Consider the following 23,228-nt stretch of genomic DNA (forward strand, 5'->3'; position numbering starts at 1 on the left):
AGGTCAGATCGACAGACTAAACAGTCCGCAGGTCCGAGTACTGTCGCTCACTTTCGATAACCGGTTCATGCAGCGCTGCCTTGAATGCCTCGGCACCGTCCCGAGCGGCTTCGCTTAGCTCGCGCATCCACTTCCGATATTGAACAGACACCTTGTCGGTGATCACTGGCACCTCGTCCGCCATCATCTGCGCCGGCCACTGAGATTCGATGACCGGCTTGTCCTCTGCGAACACGACGTCGTTAAATGCAATGTGCAGATGGTCCGAGTCACTTCCTTGCTCGCGCGCGAAGATGAGGAAATTCTTCGTTCGTGTCTCGTCGATCGGGCACGACACGTTAAACAGCACATGCAGAGAGTTGGTCGAATATTTCTCGACCGCGAGGTTGATAGCGAACGGCATGCTGCAGTGATAGGTAAATGTGCCAATCGGCGCCTGGTCCGGAACGTCCATGCCGGGGGGCGTCTCGTACACGAACCGGAATTGTCCGTTGACGCGGTCCATCGGTACGATGGGAGGCTCTGCGTTGTTCGGATCGAAGAGCGTGCCCGGGTGAATGAAGGCGAAATGCGAAAAGTCCGTGAAGTTTTCCCAACGACGCTCCGCAGAGGCATTCCACCAATACGGCTCCTGCACGACAATGCGCATCTTGGGGTCATCGGCAGCGCTGAAATACGGAATCTCTGTGCAGTTGAACGACGAGTCGAGACGCACCCAGAGCAAGCCATATTTTTCTTCGCAATCGAAGCGTTCGACGCGGGCCTTGTTCGGAATCGGGCTGTCGGGACATGCAGGAATTTTCGTGCAGGCGCCGGCCGCGTCGTATTTCCAGCCGTGGTATGGACATTGGAGTTCGCTGCCAACCACCTGACCACACGACAGCTTCGCCGACCGGTGCGCGCATCGGTCCCGCATCGCGACATACTTGCCATCCAGCCTGGCGACCACCAGTTGCTCTCTAAGCAGAGTAACTGCCAGCGGACCAAAACTCGAAGGCTTCGCCCTTTCAAGCTCGGCCACCGTGCATACGGGATGCCAAAAGTGCCGGAGGTACTGGTTATCCTTAATCAGCGGTAGGTGTTCCATTCACGTCTCCTATATTGCTTTGGGGAACTGATTCCCGACAGGTCAAGGAGAACCCGTTCTCCCATCCTGCGGGGTGTGTTGCAGTGCAATTGGCTTTTCACATCTTTCGCCTGGTACACCAGAAATTACGAAGTCAATAAGCTCGTGTCAAGCGAGTCGGATGGCCTTACGAAGAGAAGGGTGCCTCCCGGGTTCGGAAAGCGACTCCGGGAATAGACTACCTAGTGTCCCGAGTTAAAAATTCGCTTCAATATTTCTCTTCACCAATTGGCGACGTACTAGTTGAAGAGACCTAAAGAAGGCATGCGGTTTACGCGGCCTGGATCAGGCGGAAATACACGCCACGCACCGTCTGCGTGTCGAAAGAAGCAGAGCTCAAACGCATTACCCTCTTCCCGTGACGCTTCGACACGCACGTATCGTCCGTAAGCGCAGCGTGCGTGGCTGAACCGTGTTACCCGCGGCGTTGTGGTCAAAGTTGGGGCAAACCATTTTTCAACCATCGATCGCAAGGACATCCCAGCAGTGTTCATCTCACTCTCCTTCGACTACATTCCCTCGGATCTGCCATGCCCATTTGCAACTGACGGCTTGGCACCCAACGTTTTGCTGCGAACACTTCTTGTCCCGTTTATCCGGCGGTATCGTCAATGACGTTTGTCCGCAAGGCCTCTCGAAACGTCTGCTTTCCGTTTGGAGCAGCCAACGAGAGCTCGCGGTGCCACTTGCGATACTGGATTGAGACCTTGTCTGTAGCGACTGAAATTTCGCCTGCGGACACCTCAGCCGGCCACTGCGACTCGATAATCGGCTGATCTTCAGCCAATACCCGTTTCTGGAACGCCAGGTGCATGTGGTCGGGTTGGCCGTCGCGCTCGCGAATTATGACCATGAAGTTCCTGCACGTTTTGTCGTCGATAGGGCACGCTGTCGTCCAAAGGATGAAGCGCGAGCCGTCACGCCAGAGCTTGATTTCCAGATTGATGGAATATGGCATCGTGCAGCGATAGATGAAGTCGCCCATCGGCGCTTCCTCCGGAATGCCTTCCATCTCTCGGGGAGGCGACAACTCAAACTGGAGTTCCCCGTCGACACGGTTGACCAGAACGAGCGGATGGCTTGCGAAAAACGGGTCGTAGAGGGTGCCCGGATGCACGAACGCGAAGTGAGAAAAGTCAGTGAAATTTTCCCAGCGGCGCTCCGCAACCGTGTTCCAGATGTATGAGTCGGCGACGATCACTTGCATGTCCGGGTTGTCCCAGTCATCAAGGAAGGGGATTTCCGTGCAGTCGTAGGAGTTGTCCAGCCGCACCCAGACGATTTCGTATTTGACTTCGCAGTCGTAAATCGCGAGTTTTGCGCGCGGTGGCACGGGCTTGTCAGGACAGGCCGGAATTGACTTGCACGCACCATCGCTACCGTATTGCCAGCCGTGATAGGGACACTGAAGTGTGTCTTGGCCCCCACACTTCGCAATGGTCCCAATCGACAACTGCGCAGAGCGATGAGCGCAGCGGTCCGGTGCAGCAACAATTTTTCCGTTGAGTCGAGCCAGCACAAGTTTCTCACCGAGCAGCGTGACGCCCATCGGGCCATGGCCCGATGGATTCGCCCGCTCAAATTCGGCAAGGGTACAGACCGGGTGCCAAAAATGCCGAAGATAGGATTTATCCTCCAATAAAGGCTTGAACTGCTCACGCGCACTCATGAGTTACTCCTGTGGGGTAGGTTGTTTCGGTCCGATAAACTAAGAGACCAAAATGTCTATCTGGTATACCAACATAGTACGCAAAAAAACCAGATGCAATCAGGGATTTCCTGCATCCGGGAGTTTTCTGTGTTTTTTGCATTCAGGAATCTGCCGACTTAGTGTTTTCACCGATATGCGACTCGCCCGTCTTGGTAGCAAAGGGCGATAGAATATAGGCACCGACCGGCCTGCGTAAGAAACGGTGCGCGACAAGCTCATGGATGGTGAGTCGTCCCTTCTTTGGTGCCAGAGCGCCGTTCTGAAGTACCAGCGCTTTGCTTCCCGCTCAACCCCTACGCGCAAACTCTGCGCAATTCCTAGCCATGCTGACCCAAAAAATAGTAGGAGCAATTGCTGACGCGATTTATCACCGTAGATTGCCGCCAGGAGCCAAACTCAACGAACGTGATATTGCAGACCTTTACGGAGTGAGCCGAACTGTAGTCCGGCAGGCACTCATTCGACTTTCGCAAGATGGGTTGGTCGAAATCTCACCAAAGCGGTCCTCGGCTGTATGGCGCCCGACATTTGATGACGCGTTCGAGCTATATCAGATGCTCCTCGTTCTCGAGAGTGGAGTCATCGACCAGCTCATCAAGTCGGTTACGCCGGACCAGCTGAAGGCGCTTCGAGCCCACACGGTGAAGGAGCGCGTGGCATTTGAAAAGGGCAGGCACGACCTTGGCGACAAATTGGGGCGTGAATTTCACGTGTTACTCCTCTCGTTCCTCAACAACGAAACGTTGAATCAAATCCATCAGCATCTAAGGCGTCGCGAGGCACTTATCAACGCCATGTTTCGCGTTGGGTTCGACTACTGTCAATTGCGTGATGAGCATGGGCAGTTGGTCGAATGTCTCGAGAAGAAAGACGCTGCCGCGGCGAAGGCACTCCTCGCGTCGCACTACAACCTGGTCATTCGCGGGTATCGCTTTGACGCGATGGTGACGCCCGATGTGGACCTCAAACTGGCCCTAGCACTATAAGTACCTCTGCGCCATCTCCGGCCTGCTGCGCAGGCCGGCCACTCCCAATGGTTGCCCGCGACGCCTCCCCAAAGAGACTGCCTCAGTGTTATTCCCAAGAAAAAATCGCTTGCCGTCGCGAATTTTTTTTTATAGAGTCTGGTATACCAGCTTGAGCATCTGACGAACCAATCCAGGAGGGCATGTGAATTTTGACGAGCAACTGTTCGATGACTGGCATCCTGTAGCCGCTTCGGAAGACATTCTTCCGGACCGCAGATTTCACACGCGCCTGCTTGGACGGGTCGTGTCGTATTCCCGTAAGGGCTCCGAGGTGACCGCTCAGTGGGACGATGACGGCACCGAGAGAAAAATGTCTGCAATCGAGCAATACGGGGCGCTATGGCTGTCCTTTTCATCGAACCCCAGAAGTCTCTTCAAGGTGCCAGAATTCTCGGAGCCCGATCGGCGCATCGTGAGCGCCGGGTCGACTCGCGTGCACACGTCGGGTCTGCGAGCAGTCGAGAACTTCCTCGACATGGCGCACTTTCCGTTCGTGCATACAGACATTCTCGGCGCCGAGCCGCACACCGACGTGGCGCCGTATACCGTCAAGTACGACGAGCAAGTCGATGAAATCATCGCTACTGAATGCAAGTTCCCACAACCACGTGGTTCTGCTACGGCGACTGATGCGCTCGATATGGATTACATCTATCGCGTCACCCGGCCATACATCGCGATTCTGTACAAAACGTGTCCGCCGGACCCGTCGAGGTGGGATGTCCTCTGTCTGTTCGTGCAGCCTGTCGACGAGGAATGGTGCATCGCTCATACGTTGATGTGCTACGTGGACGACGTGAACTCGGATGAACAGCTCCGGCATTTCCAGCAGACCATTTTCGGCCAGGACTTGATGATTCTCGTCAATCAGGTTCCGAGGCGCCTCCCCCTTACGGCGAAGACCGAGAACCCGGTCCGTGCGGACGTTCTCGCAACGGCATATCGCAAATGGATGCGCGACGGTGGTCTTACGTACGGCGCAATCTGTGACTGACATAGGGATTTGAGATTCATGAGTTCATTTGATTCGAATCGCTGGTATCCCATTGCCAGCACTGAGGTCCTCACTGAGCGGCACGTTTATCACACGTCCCTCGCGGGGCAGGAGTTGGCTGTCTGGCGAGACGACAACGGCATCGCGAACGCGTGGGAGAACCGCTGCCCCCATCGAGGCTTGCGACTGACGCTTGGCGTGAACCTTGGACATGAGCTGCGCTGTCAATATCACGGTTGGACATACGAAAGCGGTTCTGGTGGTTGCACGTTCGTACCTGCACACCGGCATGCTACTGAGCCCAGCAAGGCATGCGTAACGACCTTCCCTGTACGCGAGTCTGGCGGACTGATATGGGCGTCACTCGGTGCACCGGTTGGCGAGCCGCCCTTGATCAAGACGCAAACGAGCGGCGCAGCACTCACATTCTTGAGGAGCCTGCCGTTCAATTTGCCCGCCGCCGACGTGGCCAAAGGGCTACTCGAAGCAGGCTTCCGTTTCGCTGAGTGCTTCGACCAAGACCCGGGGGGCGCAGGCCTGCGTCAGTTTGGCGACGACTCAGTCGGCCTGACCCTGGGGGAGAACGGGCGCTATGGTTTGCATTTCTATGTTCAGCCACACTCTGCCGACAAGACTGTCGTCCATGTGAACGCGTTGCTGCACGAGCCAGTGACCCATTCATTCCTCGAGCGTTTCTCGCACGTTCTCGGTGAATTCAGGCGAGTGCTCGAGCGAGTCCGAGTCGAGGTGCCGGTTACCACGGCGCTCGCAGCACGCAAATCAACGCAGATCCCTGTTCCAATTCCGGTCGTTGTGGCCTCGCCTCAGACGCTGTCCGCCGAGTATCGTTGCAAAGTCACGTCTCGCGTACAGGAAACAGGGGACATCGTATCGTTCGCACTCACGCCGATCGGGCGGTCATTGCCGCAACTCACACCTGGGATGCACGTGAGCGTCACAACGCCTGCGGGCATTGTGCGTCAGTATTCGATTATCAACGCGCCGCATGAGCGCGAAGCCTTCCTGATTGGCGTCAAGCGGGAGTTGCAGTCTCTTGGCGGCTCAAAGTCCATGCATGAAGACGTACAGGAGGGCACGGAACTGAAAATTGCGGTCCCCCGAAATGGATTTCCATTGCGACGCAACGGCCGTCGCCCCGTTCTGATTGCTGGCGGCATAGGCATCACGCCAATTCTTGCAATGGCGCAAGCACTGAATGCGACTGGCGACAAGTATGCATTGCATTACTTCGTTCGCGGACCGGAGCACACACCGTTCCAGGCGCGCCTACGCTCGCTCGGAAGCAACGTATTCATTCATGCGGGACTCGACGTCGCGGGAACTCGACAGCGGCTCGAGGAAATTGTCGAAGAACTGAACCCAGCCCAGATCGAAATTTATACGTGCGGTCCGGGTCCGATGATTGACACAGTGAAGGATGTCTCGTGCAAGAGAGGCATTCCCGAAGAGTCCGTGCGCTTTGAATATTTCAAGAACACGGATATCCCGAAGGGCGGCGAAGCATTCGAAGTTACGTTGGCAAAGTCGGGAAAGACCTTCGTTGTGCCGCCTGATAAGTCACTTCTGAAGGCATGCTGGGATGAAGGTGTACCGATTGAAGCGTCGTGCGAACAAGGTGTCTGCGGCACCTGCATGACCGCGGTGCTTAGCGGCGAGCTCGACCACCACGACACCTACCTTTCCAAACGAGAGCGCGAAAGCGGCAAATGGATCATGCCGTGTGTCTCCCGATGCAAGAGCAAAAAGCTCGTGCTGGACGTCTAATGTGAGTCATTCCATGATTACACTCTACGATTACGAACTTTCTGGTAACTGCTACAAAGTCCGACTGCTCCTTAGCATGCTTGGTCTCGAATACAAGTTAGAACCGGTCGAGTTTTACCCGAGCAAGGCACACAAGACTGACGCGTTCCTTCGAATCAACCCGCTTGGACAGTTGCCAGCACTCACCGACGACAAGGTGACGCTTCGGGACGCACAGGCAATCCTCGTTTATCTGGCCGCCCAGTACGACAGGAGTGGACAGTGGTACCCGGCGGCGAATGCCAAGCTCGCGGGCGAAGTGCAGATGTGGCTTTCGTTTGCTGACAGTCTGACCGGATCGATTTCGGCCGCACGCTTGCACGACCTCTTCTTCTTCGACTTCGATGACGAGGCTTGCAGAAAGCGCGCACACGAGTTGCTGCGTATCATCGACGAGCATTTGTGGCTGCGCGAAAAGACCGGCGGAGAATTTCTCTGTGACGCTGCTCATCCAACCGTGGCCGACATCGCTTGCTTTCCTTACATCATTTTGTCGGATGAAGGCGGAGTTTCGCTTGCCGACTATCCGTCCGTTCGCCGCTGGACCGACCGCATCAAGCGTTTGCCCGGCTTCATTGTGATGGCCGGCGTCTTTCCTGCTGCCCAGCTACCGGCGCAACGCTTCCAAGCGCGTCAGCAGGCAGATTTCTAGCCGGACGGACCTCCGGGCGACGATTTACCAGAACACTCTTTCCTTACATCCTGATTAGAAGGGCTTGAATATGAAGACGAAAGCAGCAATAGCATGGAAGGCAGGCGCTCCCCTGACCATCGAAGAAGTCGACCTCACAGGACCGCGTGCAGGCGAAGTGCTGATTGAAGTCAAAGCAACCGGTATTTGCCACACTGACTATTACACGCTTTCTGGTGCCGACCCCGAAGGCATCTTCCCTTCGATCCTTGGACACGAAGGCGCTGGCGTGGTCGTGGATGTCGGACCTGGTGTCGGCACTCTGAGGAAGGGCGACCACGTCATTCCGCTTTACACGCCGGAATGTCGGCAGTGCAAGTTCTGTCTGTCACGCAAGACGAACCTTTGCCAGGCTATCCGGGCGACCCAAGGCAAAGGGCTTATGCCTGATGCTACATCGCGCTTCTCGTTGGACGGTCAACCATTGTTTCACTATATGGGCACGTCCACGTTCTCCAACTACATTGTTGTGCCGGAAATCGCAGTAGCCAAGGTACGCGAAGATGCGCCATTCGACAAAATCTGCTACATCGGTTGCGGCGTCACAACCGGTATTGGTGCCGTCGTGTTCTCTGCGAAGGTCGAAGCGGGCGCGAACGTTGTTGTATTCGGACTGGGCGGTATCGGTTTGAACGTCATCCAGGGCGCGAAGATGGTCGGAGCCGACAAGATTATCGGGGTCGACATCAATCCTGGTCGCGTTGAGCTTGCGAAGAAATTCGGGATGACGCATTTCATCAACCCAAAGGAAGTCGAGAGCGTCGTGGACAGCATCGTGCAACTCACCGATGGTGGCGCCGATTACTCGTTCGAATGCGTCGGCAACACCACGCTGATGCGTCAGGCGCTTGAATGCACCCATAAGGGTTGGGGACAGTCGTTCATCATCGGTGTGGCCGCGGCAGGTCAGGAAATCAGCACTCGTCCGTTTCAACTGGTCACTGGTCGTGAGTGGAAGGGCTCGGCATTTGGCGGCGCTCGCGGTCGGACGGACGTACCGAAAATCGTCGACTGGTACATGGAAGGCAAGATCAATATCGACGATCTGATCACACATCACCTGCCGCTGGAGCGCATCAACGAAGGCTTTGATCTGATGAAAAAGGGCGAGTCGATCCGCTCTGTAGTCCTGTATTAACAGGCATACTCAAAGGAGCATCGAAATGCTTGAACTCGTGTCGTCGCATGCCTGTCATGGGGGCGAGCAGCGCTTCTATAAGCATGACTCGAAGGCCGTCTGCCTGCCAATGCGATTTTCAGTCTATCTGCCACCGCAGGCACTCCGTTCTAGTGCGAAACTGCCCGCGCTGTTCTATCTGGCGGGCCTGACGTGTACGGAAGAAACCTTTCCGACCAAGGCCGGTGCGCAACGATTTGCTTCGGAGCACGGTATTATCCTAGTTGCGCCAGACACGAGTCCACGCGGCGCAGGTGTAGCGGGCGAAAGCGAAGCATGGGATTTCGGGCTCGGTGCGGGGTTTTATGTCGATGCAACCCGGGAGCCATGGGCAAAGCACTACCGGATGTATTCGTACGTCCGCGACGAGCTACGCGAGACGGTGCTCGCCCACTTCCCTGTCGACGGATCAAGGCTTGGCATTTTCGGGCACTCAATGGGAGGACACGGAGCGCTGGTACTGGCTCTACGAAATCCGGAAATCTATCGTTCCGTGTCCGCGTTCGCGCCAATCTCTGCACCGACGCTATGCCCGTGGGGTGAAAAGGCATTCAGGGGCTACCTCGGCGACAATGTCGAAGCGTGGAAGCGATACGACGCAACTGAACTGATTAGCAATGCATCAAAGAGGTTCCCGGGCGGGATTTTGATCGATCAGGGCCTCAGCGATCAGTTCCTCGCTGAGCAGCTTCACCCAGACGCCCTCGAAGCCGCATGCAAAGACTCTGGACAACACCTGACGCTTCGACGCTTCGCCGATTACGACCACGGCTACTACTTCATTTCGACCTTCATCGGCGATCACATCGCGCATCACGCCAGAACGCTCTGTCTTTACGAAACTGAGGGAGGACCGGTACCCGTCAAAGTGATGTAAGTATCCGTACATAGTCTCGGGGCGCGCCAATCTCCTGCGCGCGCTCTTTTTGCCCCGCTACCCCGGGGCCTTTTTCCTTTTCGCCCAACGCCGAGACAAATTTCTGTGAACCCTCGCGTCGATTTCATTAAACGCAGACGGCATGGACTTCATTCACATTTTCGTAGCATCCTTTCATCGAGGTTCAAATGAACATCCAGGCCTTCTTCGTTGCTATCGCAAGCGAGCAAATTACGATGTTAAGACGGCAAATCGCTAACGAAGGCGTTTCGGCTGCTTCGAGTGCATATCGCATGCTGTTGGTAATGCCATTGTCAAACATCACACGGAGCATCGACGAGCGACCTGAAGTCTGCTCCGCTGCAGTACTCGGATACAACTAGTCAGCGACAATACCCCGTAAGCCACTGCGCTGTTCTTTTTGGTCGAACCGCGTGGATACGAACAAAGAAATCGCTTTTGCGGAGCTCGACACAATCTGGAAGATGTTGACTTGCGTGTCCCGATAACCCGAAGCGATAACCGGCTCACGGTACCGTCTTCGTTCAAATTCGAAAGCGCCCCCTTGTGACTTTGTCGAGCAATGGTCCAGGCAGTCCGCGGTATCATTCGCAACTTTTTTGAGGGGCGATTCTGCTCCGACAGGGTTAAGACAGCCAGCGTCCGAACACGCCGTTAGATCTTTGTGCAAAATCTGTAAGAATGTCGATGCGGGTCATTCCAATAGCGTACTAAACAACAGCGCCCGCACCCACAAAATAGTAGACCATGTGTTGTCGTGTCAAGCGGCGGCATTTCACGAGATATCCCGCTTACCGTTGTATTCGGCCGTTGCGGTGTCCTGCTGCATAACTGTGTCTTATTCATCTCGTTTGCGCAACTTGTTTGGGCTCCTTAAGGTCGTAGCTCAAAGTGACAGCAGCAGCCTTCAAGTCGGCAGGCCCGACACTGAGGGTATGCCCTCTAGCCGCCCCCTGCTCCTGAAGTTTCAGGATATCGTACGTTTGCCTTGCAGCAGTATCCCCATCGATTGCAAGTTACATAGAATCTCTAAATGCTAATTGGTGTAGTCTACTTTTCGCAAGAGATGCACTGATACTCTACAACGCTCCATCTCCCGTCATCTCTCCGCCCAACTCCGACAACCTCGCTGACCTCGTTCGATGCGTATCCGTCACGAAATGCCGTCTGGAAGTAAGAACCGAATTCAGACCGATCGGGCAGACGGCTTTGCGGTGGATAGACAATCCGGCTTGTCACTTATGTTCTGCCACGAGTCGGACCAACGCGGCGTCGGGCCTCCTTCATCGCGCTAATAAATTGCCCTTCGCTCATCGTCGCGTTTGCAATAGGATAAAGTCCGATATAGGCGCCCCGGTAGTCCCCTCTATCAATAGCTTCTAACCATCGGATGGCAAACTCGTCGGCACTTTCCTTTGGATAGTGTTTGTTTGCACGATTCACGAGTGGCTTTCTGGCCGATCCGAAGCCAATAGTCTTGCTGCCGTCGTTGCGGCGCGACTGATACCCTTTCTCCTCGGGTCGCATACGGGCGACATCAACCGCTACATACAAGAGAAGTGATGCAGCTATTGCGATTGGCCATGTAGAGCGATTCCTCGCTACTACTTTCCCCTTGTCTTGTTAGATTCAGAACAAACCGACAAGACTAAACTAGGCTAAGAACAGATCTGTGCGTCAGCCCGGCCGCATCCTTTAGTCGCACAGCGAGGTCGAAGGTTGTCTCATGGGGCGGAGCTTCTTTCCTCGTCCGATCAGATAGTCCACCCGACCGCAACGGCGCATACCAAGATGCTGTGTCTCACGACACTTGCGTTACTATGAAATCAACTTTAGAAAAGATGACGGTCGTTCGCTGTTCAGAGATTCCCGAAGCAAACGTATTTCGCCTCCAGATAGGCCTCAATCCCGGAATGTGCGCCTTCACGCCCCATGCCCGACTCTTTGATGCCGCCGAACGGTGCGGCTTCATTGAACACCAAGCTATCGTTTACTCCAACCACTCCACATTCCAGCGCTTCCATTACCCGAAACGCGCGATTAATGTCCGTCGTATAAAAATACGCAGCGAGTCCGGTGCGCGTGTCATTCGCCAGTGCAATAACTTGTGTCTCGTCCTTAAACCGGAGGACGCTTGCAACGGGCCCGAAGATCTCGTCGCCGCAGACGCTCATGGTGGGTTCCACGTCCATGAGCACCGTCGGCCGAAAGAAGTTAGAGCCCGCGACTAACCGTGAACCGCCCGTCGCAATTGTTGCGCCTGCCATGACCGCATCATCAACGAGCTTTTCAAGGTGCACCACCGCATCATTGCTGATGAGTGGACCGATCTGTGAGTCTTCGGCGAACCCGTCACCTACACGAAGCACGGCAACCTTCGCCACGAGCTTACCTACAAAGGTTTCATACACATCCTCGTGAACGAAGAATCGAGGTGCGCACATGGCAGCCTGGCCTGAGTGCCGAAAACGCGCATCCAATGCACCTTTGACCGCCAGGTCGATATCCGCATCAGCAAACACGATGAAAGGACAATTTGCGCCCAACTCTAGCGATACCTTCTTCAAAGTGGGCGAACACAATCCCATCAACCGCTTGCCATCTGCAACCGAACCAGTGAACGACACCTTTCTAACCTCAGGACTCGCCGCCAACGCGCCCTCAATGAGCTCTTTTTCACCTGTGAGCACCGACAGCACTCCGCGCGGCAAACCGGCACACTCGGCAAGCACACCAAGCGCGATTGCAGAGAACGGTGTTTGAGGGTCAGGAGAATGGATCACGGTGCAGCCTGCCGCGAGCGCCGCGCCAACTCGCCTCGCAGTCATCGACGACGGAAACGTCCACGAGGTGATCGCGCCGCAAACGCCGATCGGCTGATGTAGAACGCGGATACGCTGATTACGGCGCGGAGCAGGAATATTGTCGCCATAAATTCTGCGTGCTTCTTCTGCGAACCACTCGAGGTAGTTGGCGGCCTGAGTGACCTCCGCTCGTGCTTCATGAAGCGGCTTTCCCTGCTCCGAGCACAGAATCCAAGCGAGGTCCTCCCGATGGCTATCAACCATGCGCGCCCACGCTTTCAGGACGGAAGCGCGCTCGCGACTGCTCCAATCCCGCCAATCCTGCAACGCAGCGTTCGCGCGAGCGATTGCTAGGTGTACCTGCTCGGTCGTAACTTGCGGCACCGAGCCGATGATCTCAGCTGTCGACGGATTCGTGACAGAAATCCTCGGAAGATCAGTGTGGTCGACCCAAATGCCACCTACATACGCCGACTGCTCGAAGAGATGTGGACACCTGAGGTTCATAGGTCACGTAAATCGGCTTCGCATTTGATCATCTTGACCCCCACGTTGAAGCACCCACCTTAGCACGCTCCTTCTCTCGCACACATATCCGAAAAAGCATTGAGACAATTCGCCTTGGCTTATCCCGATTACTCGCGTGGCTACTAACTCCCTGCCCCTCGACATAACTATCCAGTCCTCGTGTCCAACCTCATTTTCTGGCGAGATCATGCCTGCCATGCATGGGCCGCGGGAAGCTAAACGAATGCTAGTGTCGGCGAACTGCTGTGGGTGGAAAAAACCGTGCGTTTGCGCTCCCCGGCATCGGATATATGCCGCTCGCGTTAGATGTAGGATGCGGGATCGACAATGGTGCGGACACGTTCTGGCGCGCATTCGAGGCGGCTAATCGATTCCGTCCTGACACGGATACGATCACCCTGCGCTGAAAAAGGACGTGCCGAGCGACGCCGGCGCATTCAGGCGGATCGTGTTCGGATTGCGCGAGATCATCACCAGCACCACGACCGTCGCGACATACGGCAGCATCGCGAGGAATTGGGTCGGCACCGGCACGCCGATCGCCTGCGCGTAGAACTGCAGCCCAGTCACCGCGCCGAACAGCAGCGCGCCGATCAGCAGACGCCCTGGCCGCCACGTTGAAAACACGACCAGTGCGAGCGCGATCCAGCCGCGGCCCGAGGTGAGCTGCTCCTGCCAAAGGTGCAGATTGACGATCGAGTAATAACCGCCTGCGAGCCCGGCCATGCCGCCGCCGAAGGCCACGGCCCCGTAACGCACACCGACCACCCGAAAGCCCACCGAACGCGCGACCTGTGGCGATTCGCCGACCGAGCGCAGCACAAGGCCCGCACGCGTGCGGTACAGGAACCAGCCGATCACGGCGAACATCAGGAACGCGAGGTAATCCAGCGGCGTCATGCTGAACAGCGCCGGCCCGAGCACCGGAATCTTCGAAAGGCCGGGAATGGTCCACCTGTCGATGGTCGCGCGCACGGCGGCCGACGTGTAGGGCTTGCCGACATACGCCGAGAGGCCGATGCCGAAGATCGTCAGCGAGAGGCCCGTGGCGACCTGGTTGGCGAGCATGGTCAGCGTGAGAAACGCGAATAGCAGCGACATGGCGAGACCGGCGCCGATCGCGGCAACCACGCCGAGCCACGGGTTGCCGGTAATCACCGTGACGGCGTAGCCCGTTACCGCGCCCATCAGCATCATGCCTTCGACGCCGAGGTTGAGGACGCCCGATTTTTCGGCGACGAGTTCGCCCGCGCCGGCGAACATCAGCGGAATTGCGGCGGTGACGGCGCTCGAGGCGAGCGAGCTGGCTTGTTGAATGTCCATATAGATCCGGCGGGAATTGGTAAGCGATGAGCGAATGAGGGTGATCTGCTCAGTGAACCTGTGCGGTCAGGGAACGGCGGCGCACGCGGTAGTTCACGAACAGGTCGGCACCCAGCAGGCAGAACAGCAACAGCCCCTGGAACACACCGGACAGCGCCTGCGGCAGTTGCATCGAGGTCTGCACGGCTTCGCCGCCGAGATACAGCAGCGCCATCAGCAGACTCGCAAGCACGATGCCCAGCGGATGCAGCCGCCCCACGAACACGACGATGATCGCGGTGAAGCCGTATCCCGGCGACCACGTCGCCTGCAACTGGCCGATCGGACCGGCGATCTCCCCCATGCCGGCGAGGCCCGCGAGGCCGCCGCTGATCAGCAGCGAGGTCCAGATGGTTTTTTTATCGGAGAAACCGGCGTAGCGCGCGGCGAGCGGCGCGAGGCCACCGACGTTCATCCGGAAGCCGGCGAAGCTCTTGCGCATGAAGACCCACACGAGCGGGATCGCCACCAGCGTGACGAACACCGATGCGTTCAGTCGCGTGCCGCGCAGCCATTTCCAGTGCCAGTCGCCGGCGAAGGTCGGGTACAGCGCGTCGCCCGTGAACATCTCAGAGAGCGGGAAGTTCATGCCCTGCGGGTCGCGCCACGGGCCGCTCACCAGATAGATCAGCAGTTGCGTGGCGACATACGTGAGCATCAGGCTGACGAGAATCTCGTTGGTGTTGAAGCGGCTCTTGAGCAGCGCGGGAATCGCCGCCCACATCATCCCGCCCAGTACGCCGGCGATCATCATGGAAGGCAGGATCCACCAGCCGGTGGCCTGATCGAAATAGATCGCCACGCTGCTCGCGGCAATGCCGCCGAGCAGCATCTGCCCTTCGGCGCCGATGTTCCAGACGTTGGCGCGATAGCCGATCGCGAGGCCGAGCCCGATCAGGCACAACGGCGAGGCCTTGAGCAGCAGCTCGGACCAGCCGTTCACGCTGGACAGCGGTTCGATGAAAAACGCGTGCATGGCCTGCAGCGGATCGCGGCCCACGAGGCTGAAGATCAGAAAGCCGATCGCGAGCGTGAGCAACGCGGCGATCAGCGGCACGGCGAGCTGCATGGTGCGCGAGGGCGTCGTGCGGGCTTCGAGTCGATATGAAAAGATCACGTGTAAGCTCCTTAGGTGTGCAGTTGTATGTGACGTGAGGTAGTCAACTGTCCTTGTGACGTCGCAAGAGCACCCCCTTCTTCTCCGAATAGACCCGCCATCCACATTCCGATCTCTTCGGTACCGGTATCACTCTTCAATCGCACGGGCGAAAGTCGGCCACGAGCAAGCACCGCGATGCGATCGCAGATGTCGAACAACTCTTCCAACTCCTCCGAAATCACCAGAATCGCCACGCCGCGCGCGGACAGATCGAGCAACTGCTGGCGGATGAACGCCGATGCGCCGACGTCGACACCCCATGTGGGCTGCGCGACCACCAGCACCTTGGGCGCCTGCAGAATCTCGCGGCCCATGATGTATTTCTGCAGATTTCCGCCCGAGAGACTTTGCGCCAGCGCTTCGGAGCCGCCGCAACGCACGTCGAAAGCCTCGATGCAGCGCTTCGCGAATGCGCGCATCGCGCCGGCCTTGATCCAGCCCGAACTCACCATCTGCTGGCGATGCGCGGTGAGCAGCGCGTTTTCCGACAGCGTCATGGCCGGCACCGCGCCGCGGCCGAGACGCTCTTCCGGTACGAAGCCGAAGCCGAGCGCCCGCCGCCCGCCCGCGCCAAGGCGCCCTGCCGCCGAGCCGCAAATCGTGACCGCGTCGGCGCGCACGCCCCGCTTTTCACCCGACAGCGCCGATAGCAGTTCCGCCTGACCGTTGCCCGAGACGCCCGCGATACCGAAGATCTCGCCAGCATGCACGCCGAACGACACGTCACGCAGCGAGGTCCCGAACGGGTCGTCGCTCTCCACTGACAGTTCCTTCACAGCGAGCAGCACCGCGCCCGGATTGTGTTCACGCCGCGTGTAATCCGGCAATGAATGGCCGACCATCAATTGCGCGAGCGAGGCCTGGGTCTCGCCCTTCGGTTTCACATGGCCGGTCACGCGGCCGCTGCGCATGACCGTCGCGGTGTCGCACAGCTCCTGAATTTCGTCGAGCTTGTGGCTGATGTAGAGAATGCTGCAGCCTTCGGCGGCGAGGCGCCGCAGCGTTTCGAAGAGCTTGCGCACCGCCTGCGGCGTGAGCACCGAGGTCGGCTCGTCCATGATCAGGAGGCGCGGGTTCTGCAGCAGGCAGCGCACGATCTCGACGCGCTGCCGCTCGCCCACCGTCAGGCTATGCACGTGGCGCTGCGGGTCGATGTCAAGGCCGTAATCCGCCGAGACTTCGCGGATGCGTTTGGAGAGCGTTTTCAGGTCGAAGGGCTCGTCGAGTGCGAGCGCGATGTTTTCGCCGACCGTGAGCGTCTCGAACAGCGAAAAGTGCTGGAACACCATGCCGATGCCGCGCTTGCGCGCCGCTGCCGGACTGGCGATCTCGACCGAATCGCCTTCCCAGCGAATCTCGCCGGCGTCGGGCCGCACCGCGCCGTAGATGATTTTCATCAGCGTGCTTTTTCCGGCGCCGTTTTCGCCGAGCACCGCATGGATTTCGCCCGGCGCGACGATCAAATCGACATTCTCGTTCGCGCGGACTGCGGGGTATTGCTTTGTAATTCCTAACAATTCGATACGCGGCGCCAGAAGCAACCCGTCAACTAGGCGGACACTCCTGCTATCGCAAGAAAACGAAGAATCGGACATATCTTTCCTCACGGACACTTGGCAGCGTGGAACCTGCAATTGAGCGTTTGTTGCCAAATCACTTAATTAGTTATCCTATCTGACATGGGTTGGATCTATGAACCTTAGCTGCCAGCTTGATGTTGATGTATGCAACTTGGGCGCGGACAATGGCTCGTATTTGCAACGAAGACAGCTGCGTGGATCTCATATTGCTCAGTGACCGACATTCCGACAGTTGACGCAGCGCTCCCACACGGACAGCGGCACCTTGTCCTATCCGCGCCTCGGCAGATCCGCGTTCCTTCACCGGATCAAATCCACTGCCTATCCAGATCACCTCACCGGCAGGCTGGGCTACCACAGAGCAAGCGCCGAGTGCGAACGCACTCGGCCGTGCCGTTTTCCCTTACCGATCTGCACACTTGTTTGACACAACTTGGCAATTTCTGCTCGACGTCCTCGCCCAGCAATCTCAGGTATCGCAAGTGACAGCAGCGACGACGGTCTTTGAATGCGCCCATCACCTCCTCTCAGATGGAAATTGAATTGCTACATAAGAGACACCCACGTCATCTAGGGTAGATCCGGACTGCGGTTAATCGATGGGCTCGATGTAGCGCAACGCTGGTCTTTTAGTACGCCAGACTGGTATACCAAAATGTATAGCAAACAAACTGAACTGCCAAGCTTTTCAAAACTAGTGAAAGTACCTAGCGGAAATAGGACGAACAGAAGCGCGTGAAATGCTGAGCGCATCGATGAGGACCCGCAAACCTTGGCGTTGCAACTCAGATACGCAGCCAATGAAGCCGCCGCGGTCGTCAGCTTCATTGGACGACGGCGTGCCAATCGCAAGGCAAGGTTTGATAGCTCCCTAAAAGAAGCCGAACGAGAATTGGCGAACGTGCACGGTATGACAAATCGCTGGACACCGCGAGGTGCGTATCTGCTTACCCAGGAGTGTTTATCGAGCTAGTCCGCTAACGTGGGGCTCACCATCTGCCGCCCCTGCCGACGAGGTCGGAGCAGACTTCGATTCTGTTTCGTGGGAGAAGTCGTTACACGGCCCGTGCCGCCCTGCACTTTGTAATAAAGCGCCCGGCTGTGTTGGGGTCGTGCTCGGTTTCAATCGTCCCAGCTCCTTACTGGATGCTCACGCCAAAGACGGTGGCTGGTCAGGTGGGCCAGACGTGTAAATCCCTCGTCGACAATGCCGTGCAACGTGACAGCCCCCTGAGCTAGGGCGAAGACAGGGGCCGACAACGACAGCGTGAGAATAATGTTCTTCATCTTAGTTATACTAATTTATGTTCATTTTTGGAAGCAGCTGAGACCTCGGGGCGGCGAGAGCTAACAGTCAGATCCCGAACTGCCGTCCGCGCTCGACCTGACCGCTGATGCAATCGACGTCGACATAGTCGGCTGTCAAATTGAATACGTCAATAAAACCATACTCGCGGATCCTATTTAAGCCTGCGCAGGTCCGGCCGACGAAAGGCTGGTGTGCGTTGCCTGGCACGGACCACCGGGCAGGGGCTCCGACGTCGCTGGTGCTCAAACCATGCGCCTATGATGGCTGTTGGTAGGAAACCGCGTGGATGTTAAAATGGACAGATAATGTCGGGGTCAGATCGCCCCGCCGAGCCATACTGGGCGTCCGCCCGGACTGCGGCTCAGATTGAAACGGAGATGCAACAACATGCCCGGCCAAGCGATAGCGCTGAAACGCAAGAAAGCACCGGTGGCGCACGAAAAGGTCTCAAAGGCTGCGTCGAAGACGAGCGGCCCTGAACTGAGCGATGTCGGCTCCCAGCATCTGGACATTGGCTACCGCCTGAAAGAACTCCGAACGGCCCACCGCCTTAGCATTAGAGGTCTCGCCGAAGCTGCAGGTCTGACGCACAGCACCATCGCGCAAATTGAGGCCAACAAGGTGAGTCCGTCGATTAGCTCGATGAAGCGAATCCTCAACGTGCTGAATGTGCCGTTGAGCGAGTTCTTCGCTGAGGCAGAGACAAAGAGCGAAGAGAAGATTTTCTTCGCGGCAAAGGAGTTGGTAGAACTGGCCGATGGCAAGAAACTTTCGTACCGCCAGGTCGGCTCCAATCTCAAGGGCAAGGCAATCATGATGCTCCATGAGCGATATGCCCCCGGCGCCGACACAGGAGAAACGTATTCTCATGAAGCTGAGGAGTGTGGCGTCGTTGTAACCGGCAAGCTTATGATCGTGGTCGGTTCGCGTGAGCACTGTCTGAAGAAAGGCGAGGCCTACTACTTCGACAGCCGTCAGCCTCACCGCATGTACAACCCGTTCGACGAAGAGTGCGAAGTTATAAGCGCCGTTTCGCCGCCGACGTTTTAATCAAGGGCGCCACTGCCGCCCTTTGTCGCTGAACCGTGCCTCCAGCGGTTAGAACAGGTGCATCACCGCGACGCGAGCAGCAATCTGACTGCTGCTCGACGATGAACCCGCAGCGCCAGGGATTGCGGCAAAATCCAGCGCGCTGCCGGAAACCTGTCGATACACACCCTGCACGTAAAGGTCCGTGCGCTTCGAGAGCGAATAGTCGCACATCAGACCGACTGTAAGCCAGCTCGGGGCCGCAGAACCCGCCGCATTGCGACATGCCTCTTCGTGTACGTGTACATCGCCACCGCAGCCATCGCGGGCGTTGTCTGGCATCGGCCATTCACTTCGAAGTTATCGAACGAGAGAGAACTCAGCGCGCCAGTCGCCGGTGCGATCGAGTCCGGCAGATACTCGGTGCCGGTCGGCGAATCGAAACGAGCGTGTGACCCGACAACGCCAGCTCTCAGCTCGTCGTAGGTGTAGCTCTTTGACGTCAATATTGCTGGACATCCGGTTGTGCCTGGCTCACAACCACAAGGTCCAACATCTGGCTTTAGGCACACCGCCCTCTCTGTCGAGTGCACGCTCACAACCTATCGATAAATATAGATTGCTTACCTTAATTGCCGTGAGAGATGCCTCGGAATCACTCCCTGTGCGTGCGCGGTAAAGCAGGTTTGCGTGCGCACGTCTTTTCTCACACGGAAAAATTGTTTAATCACACCCGAGACGGGAAACCGGTTGCCCACTCGCTATCAGCAGGCGTGAAACCCGGACGGTAAACGAAAAGCGGGTGGATTGAGGCATCCCCAACCCACCCGTCTCGAATGACGCCCTACGACTTAGGCGCCCTTCAAGGCGGCTCCGCGTTGCAAACGCGCCTTGACCAGTGCAGTGACGCCAATCAAGGTCATCGTCCCAAGGATGAGGACGAACGCTGCTGCCGTGACAGCTGGCGTGACGTTTTCACGAAGACTCGAGAACATCTGCAGTGCAAGCGTCCACTGATTCGGACCCGCTACGAATAACGTGATGACCACTTCATCCAACGAAGTTGCGAACGCAAACACTGCGCCAGACACAATTCCGGGCATTGCAAGTGGCATCACGACGCGCACGAATATGCTCAGGGGCTTGGCGCCAAGACTGCTTGCCGCGCGCTCCAGCGCTGGATTAATTGCCGACAACGAGCCAAGCACGTTCACCAGCACGAAGGGCAGCGCAAGAACTGTATGAGCGGCGATGACACCGATGTAGGTGCTCGCGATGCCCATGCGTCCAAAAACAATCTGCGTACCAACACCAAGCACGACCGCAGGTACCACCATCGGCAGCAGAAACGCTGTTTTGACGGCTCCCGCGAACGGGAGCCGCTTACCGCGGAGCCCCAATGCCGCCATTGTTCCTAGCACGGTCGCGAGCAACGTCGAGCATGAGCCTATAATCAGACTGTTCACTATAGAGCGGTGCCAGGTATCGCTGGACATCAAGGTCTCGAACCACCGAAACGAGAACGCGTGAATCGGATAGGTCAGAAAGATATTCGAGGTGAATGCTAATGGCAGGATTGCCACGATGGGGCCGATAAGGAACACCATGATGACGACCGCCACGATAACGGAAACAATTTTACGCAGCATCTTAGTCACCCATTAGCGCGTTGGACTTCGACACGCGCGCATACGCCACGTACAGGACGAGCGTCGCGCAGAGAAGGATTAGGCCCAGTGCCGCTGCACGCCCCCAATCCGCAGTTCCTGTCGCGTAAAACGCGATAACCGAGCTAATCATCTGGTCGCCGGCCCCACCAACCAACGTCGGTGTGATGTAGTACCCAATCGCGGACATGAAGACGAGCAGCGCGCCGGACACGATCCCCGAAAAGATAAGCGGAAGCAGCACCTTGGTGAACGCGGTCAATGGCTTCGCGCCGAGCGACGATGCTGCGGGCATCAGATTCTTCGGAACAGCCTGGATTGCGCTGTACACCGGCAGCACCATAAACGGCAGCAGCACCTGGGACATGGCGAGCAATACACCCGTGCGGTTGTAAATCAGTTGCAATGGATGCGCGATAGCGCCAATCGCGACCAGCGTGTCATTCACCACACCATGGTCCTGCAGGATGACCACCCACGCTGCCGAACGAACCAGAAGGGAAGTCCACAGAGGGATGAGTACCATCGTGAGCATCAGATGCCTGCGCCAACCGGTGGCCTTGGCTGCGATTAGCGCATATGGCACACCAATCGCAACGCAGAGCAGAGTCACAAGGAACGAAACCAGAAACGTCCGACTGATAATGAGACGGTTCGCCGAGGTCCCGTCCGGAAGCGACTCGACATCCCCCGTAGCAGTGCGGTGCATGTCGACAGCAGCAAGCAGGTTGTTGTCAGTCAGGACATGCGAATCCCGCTTGATGGTCAGCCAGTACGTCGAATCTGACCAGCGGGGGTCGATTTCCATCAGCTTCAGCGACAACGCGTCACTGCCTTCTGCGTTCGAGACGGCGCGTTGTGTTTTGGCCATCAGGCTGCGAAATCCTGGAAGATCTGCGTTCAGCTGACGGACAGCGTCGCCAAACTTATCCTGATTGTCCGAGCCCCACGCCGCGTCCTTTAAAACAGCCTGTTCGATAACAGGCGAAACCCCCGACTTGCCATCCCACTTCGAGATGGCTTTGCTAGTTTGCGGAAGTCCGACCTTCACTGCGTCATTCACCACTGCAGCCTTCAGAACATTGAAGAGCGGGAGCGCAAAAAATACAAACAGGAAGACGGCCAACGGCAACACCAGCGCTACCGCCCTCAACTTTCCATCCCGATTAAGGCGGGCCAGCCATCCTGGACTGGATTCAACCAAAGGTACTGCCATGTACGCCTCTGCGTTTGCGTGAGCTTGCTTCATGGCGCCACCACCGCACATGCTTCAGGAGCGAAGTACACCTTTGTGGCCTGACCGACCTCAAAAGTGTGGATTGCGCCCGGCACACGAGCCGCGAGCGTCGTATCGCCGCTTTTCAAATGCACGCGCGTATGGTCACCCTGGAAAACCAGGTCCTCAATGGTCACAGACAATGCATTAGCGCCGGGCGCAACCTGCGAGAACGACAGGGCTTCCGGACGCACAGACAGCATGATGTCCGCACCCTGGCGGAATTTTGCGTCGCCGCGACCGAGTACCGTGGTGCCATCAGTTAGCTCGATGAGTGAGCCGTCGGAGTTCAATTGGGAAATTGAACCACTCATGAGGTTCGTTTCTCCAATGAACTGCGCAACGAATCGAGTCGACGGCTTCGAGTAAATAGTCTTCGGGTCGTCAATCTGCTCGATTTTCCCTGCGTTGAACACGGCAATCCGGTCCGACATCGTTATTGCCTCATTCTGGTCGTGCGTCACGAAGACAACGGTGAGTCCGAGCGACTTATGCAGGGAGCGCAGTTCCAGCTGCATGTGCTCCCGCAATTGCTTGTCCAACGCGCCAAGCGGCTCGTCCATCAGAACGACTTCGGGCTCAAAAACCAACGCCCGCGCAAGCGCGATACGTTGTTGTTGGCCACCCGACAGTTGCGCCGGTTTCCGCCCGGCCGCTGACGACAGCTGGACCATGTCCAATGCTCGCGCAACCTTCGCCTTGAGCTCGGACTTCGCCAGACCGCGCATCTTGAGTGGAAAGGCGATGTTGTCCGCAATGCTCATATGAGGAAACAACGCATAGCTTTGGAAAACGACACCCATGTTGCGCGCGTGAGGCGGTAGATGGTCAACGCGCTTGCCGTCAACGAGAATCTTGCCTCTGGTCGGCGACTCAAAGCCGGCAAGCATCATGAGCATCGTGGTCTTGCCTGAGCCGGACGGTCCGAGAAGGCTGACGAACTCGCCGCGGTTGATGTCCAGATTGAGACCGTCGATGACCTTAACGTCACCGTAGCTCTTGGAAACCGCGTCAAAACTGATGAATGCACTCACATAACCTCCAACCTGTCCCGTTACCGACTCA

At 57.2% G+C, this 23,228-nt stretch carries 16 protein-coding genes and 1 pseudogene; 8 read left to right on the forward strand and 9 right to left on the reverse strand.

Annotation, left to right across the window (positions count from 1 at the left end; translation table 11 throughout):
- Nucleotides 1–16: 16 nt before the first annotated feature.
- Nucleotides 17–1,087, reverse strand: coding sequence for an aromatic ring-hydroxylating oxygenase subunit alpha (locus tag HV773_RS06905; protein WP_115783706.1), 1,071 nt, complete (start codon nt 1,085–1,087; stop codon nt 17–19).
- A 631-nt stretch (nt 1,088–1,718) separates the two neighbouring features.
- A complete protein-coding gene (locus HV773_RS06910; protein WP_115783708.1) occupies nt 1,719–2,795 on the reverse strand; it encodes an aromatic ring-hydroxylating oxygenase subunit alpha in 1,077 nt (358 codons plus the stop codon).
- Between the two features lie 365 nt (nt 2,796–3,160).
- Between HV773_RS06910 and HV773_RS06915 the strand changes: the two genes are divergently transcribed.
- From HV773_RS06915 to fghA, 7 genes and pseudogenes are all read left to right on the forward strand, one after another.
- Entirely contained in the window at nt 3,161–3,823 is a 663-nt protein-coding gene (locus HV773_RS06915) for a GntR family transcriptional regulator (RefSeq protein WP_115783709.1), read from the forward strand.
- Nucleotides 3,824–4,007: 184 nt separating this feature from the next.
- Nucleotides 4,008–4,859 (forward strand): aromatic ring-hydroxylating dioxygenase subunit alpha, encoded by an 852-nt coding sequence (locus HV773_RS06920; protein ID WP_115783710.1) that lies wholly within the window; start codon nt 4,008–4,010, stop codon nt 4,857–4,859.
- Nucleotides 4,860–4,877: 18 nt separating this feature from the next.
- A pseudogene (locus HV773_RS37490) lies at nt 4,878–5,138 on the forward strand (Rieske 2Fe-2S domain-containing protein); the annotation flags it as partial.
- A 111-nt stretch (nt 5,139–5,249) separates the two neighbouring features.
- On the forward strand, nt 5,250–6,644 hold the full coding sequence (locus HV773_RS06925) for a PDR/VanB family oxidoreductase (protein WP_229758338.1): 1,395 nt from the start codon (nt 5,250–5,252) through the stop codon (nt 6,642–6,644).
- A 13-nt stretch (nt 6,645–6,657) separates the two neighbouring features.
- Nucleotides 6,658–7,335, forward strand: coding sequence for a glutathione S-transferase family protein (locus HV773_RS06930; RefSeq protein WP_115783712.1), 678 nt, complete (start codon nt 6,658–6,660; stop codon nt 7,333–7,335).
- Nucleotides 7,336–7,405: 70 nt separating this feature from the next.
- Nucleotides 7,406–8,512, forward strand: coding sequence for an S-(hydroxymethyl)glutathione dehydrogenase/class III alcohol dehydrogenase (locus HV773_RS06935; RefSeq protein ID WP_115783713.1), 1,107 nt, complete (start codon nt 7,406–7,408; stop codon nt 8,510–8,512).
- 25 nt (nt 8,513–8,537) lie between these two features.
- Nucleotides 8,538–9,428, forward strand: coding sequence for an S-formylglutathione hydrolase (fghA, locus tag HV773_RS06940; RefSeq protein WP_115783714.1), 891 nt, complete (start codon nt 8,538–8,540; stop codon nt 9,426–9,428).
- Nucleotides 9,429–11,308: 1,880 nt separating this feature from the next.
- Here the strand turns inward: fghA and HV773_RS06945 are convergent.
- The 4 genes from HV773_RS06945 to HV773_RS06960 all read right to left on the reverse strand — a co-directional run bounded on the left by HV773_RS06945 (nt 11,309) and on the right by HV773_RS06960 (nt 16,897).
- Nucleotides 11,309–12,760, reverse strand: a complete 1,452-nt coding sequence (locus HV773_RS06945; RefSeq protein WP_115783716.1) for an NAD-dependent succinate-semialdehyde dehydrogenase — start codon at nt 12,758–12,760, stop codon at nt 11,309–11,311.
- A 414-nt stretch (nt 12,761–13,174) separates the two neighbouring features.
- Nucleotides 13,175–14,104 carry an ABC transporter permease gene (locus HV773_RS06950; RefSeq protein ID WP_115783717.1) on the reverse strand — a complete coding sequence of 310 codons (930 nt, stop codon included), beginning with the start codon at nt 14,102–14,104 and terminating at the stop codon, nt 13,175–13,177.
- 49 nt (nt 14,105–14,153) lie between these two features.
- Nucleotides 14,154–15,260, reverse strand: a complete 1,107-nt coding sequence (locus tag HV773_RS06955; protein ID WP_115783718.1) for an ABC transporter permease — start codon at nt 15,258–15,260, stop codon at nt 14,154–14,156.
- An 11-nt stretch (nt 15,261–15,271) separates the two neighbouring features.
- Nucleotides 15,272–16,897, reverse strand: coding sequence for an ABC transporter ATP-binding protein (locus HV773_RS06960; protein ID WP_115783719.1), 1,626 nt, complete (start codon nt 16,895–16,897; stop codon nt 15,272–15,274).
- Nucleotides 16,898–18,578: 1,681 nt separating this feature from the next.
- Here HV773_RS06960 and HV773_RS06965 point away from each other — a divergent pair.
- Nucleotides 18,579–19,241, forward strand: coding sequence for a cupin domain-containing protein (locus HV773_RS06965; protein WP_115783720.1), 663 nt, complete (start codon nt 18,579–18,581; stop codon nt 19,239–19,241).
- 830 nt (nt 19,242–20,071) lie between these two features.
- On the opposite strand, the gene HV773_RS06970 is transcribed toward HV773_RS06965, so the two are convergent.
- Genes HV773_RS06970 through HV773_RS06980 form a run of 3 tightly spaced genes read right to left on the reverse strand, consistent with a single transcriptional unit; the run spans nt 20,072 to nt 23,197 of the window.
- On the reverse strand, nt 20,072–20,869 hold the full coding sequence (locus tag HV773_RS06970) for an ABC transporter permease (RefSeq protein ID WP_115783722.1): 798 nt from the start codon (nt 20,867–20,869) through the stop codon (nt 20,072–20,074).
- Nucleotide 20,870: 1 nt separating this feature from the next.
- Entirely contained in the window at nt 20,871–22,136 is a 1,266-nt protein-coding gene (locus tag HV773_RS06975; RefSeq protein WP_217481897.1) for an ABC transporter permease, read from the reverse strand.
- Entirely contained in the window at nt 22,133–23,197 is a 1,065-nt protein-coding gene (locus HV773_RS06980) for an ABC transporter ATP-binding protein (RefSeq protein WP_115783723.1), read from the reverse strand. The genes HV773_RS06975 and HV773_RS06980 overlap by 4 nt, the downstream gene beginning before the upstream one ends.
- Nucleotides 23,198–23,228 lie beyond the last annotated feature (31 nt).

Origin of the sequence: Paraburkholderia caffeinitolerans (genome assembly GCF_902859945.1) — a bacterium.
In the GTDB taxonomy this organism is placed as follows: Bacteria; Pseudomonadota; Gammaproteobacteria; order Burkholderiales; family Burkholderiaceae; genus Paraburkholderia; species Paraburkholderia caffeinitolerans.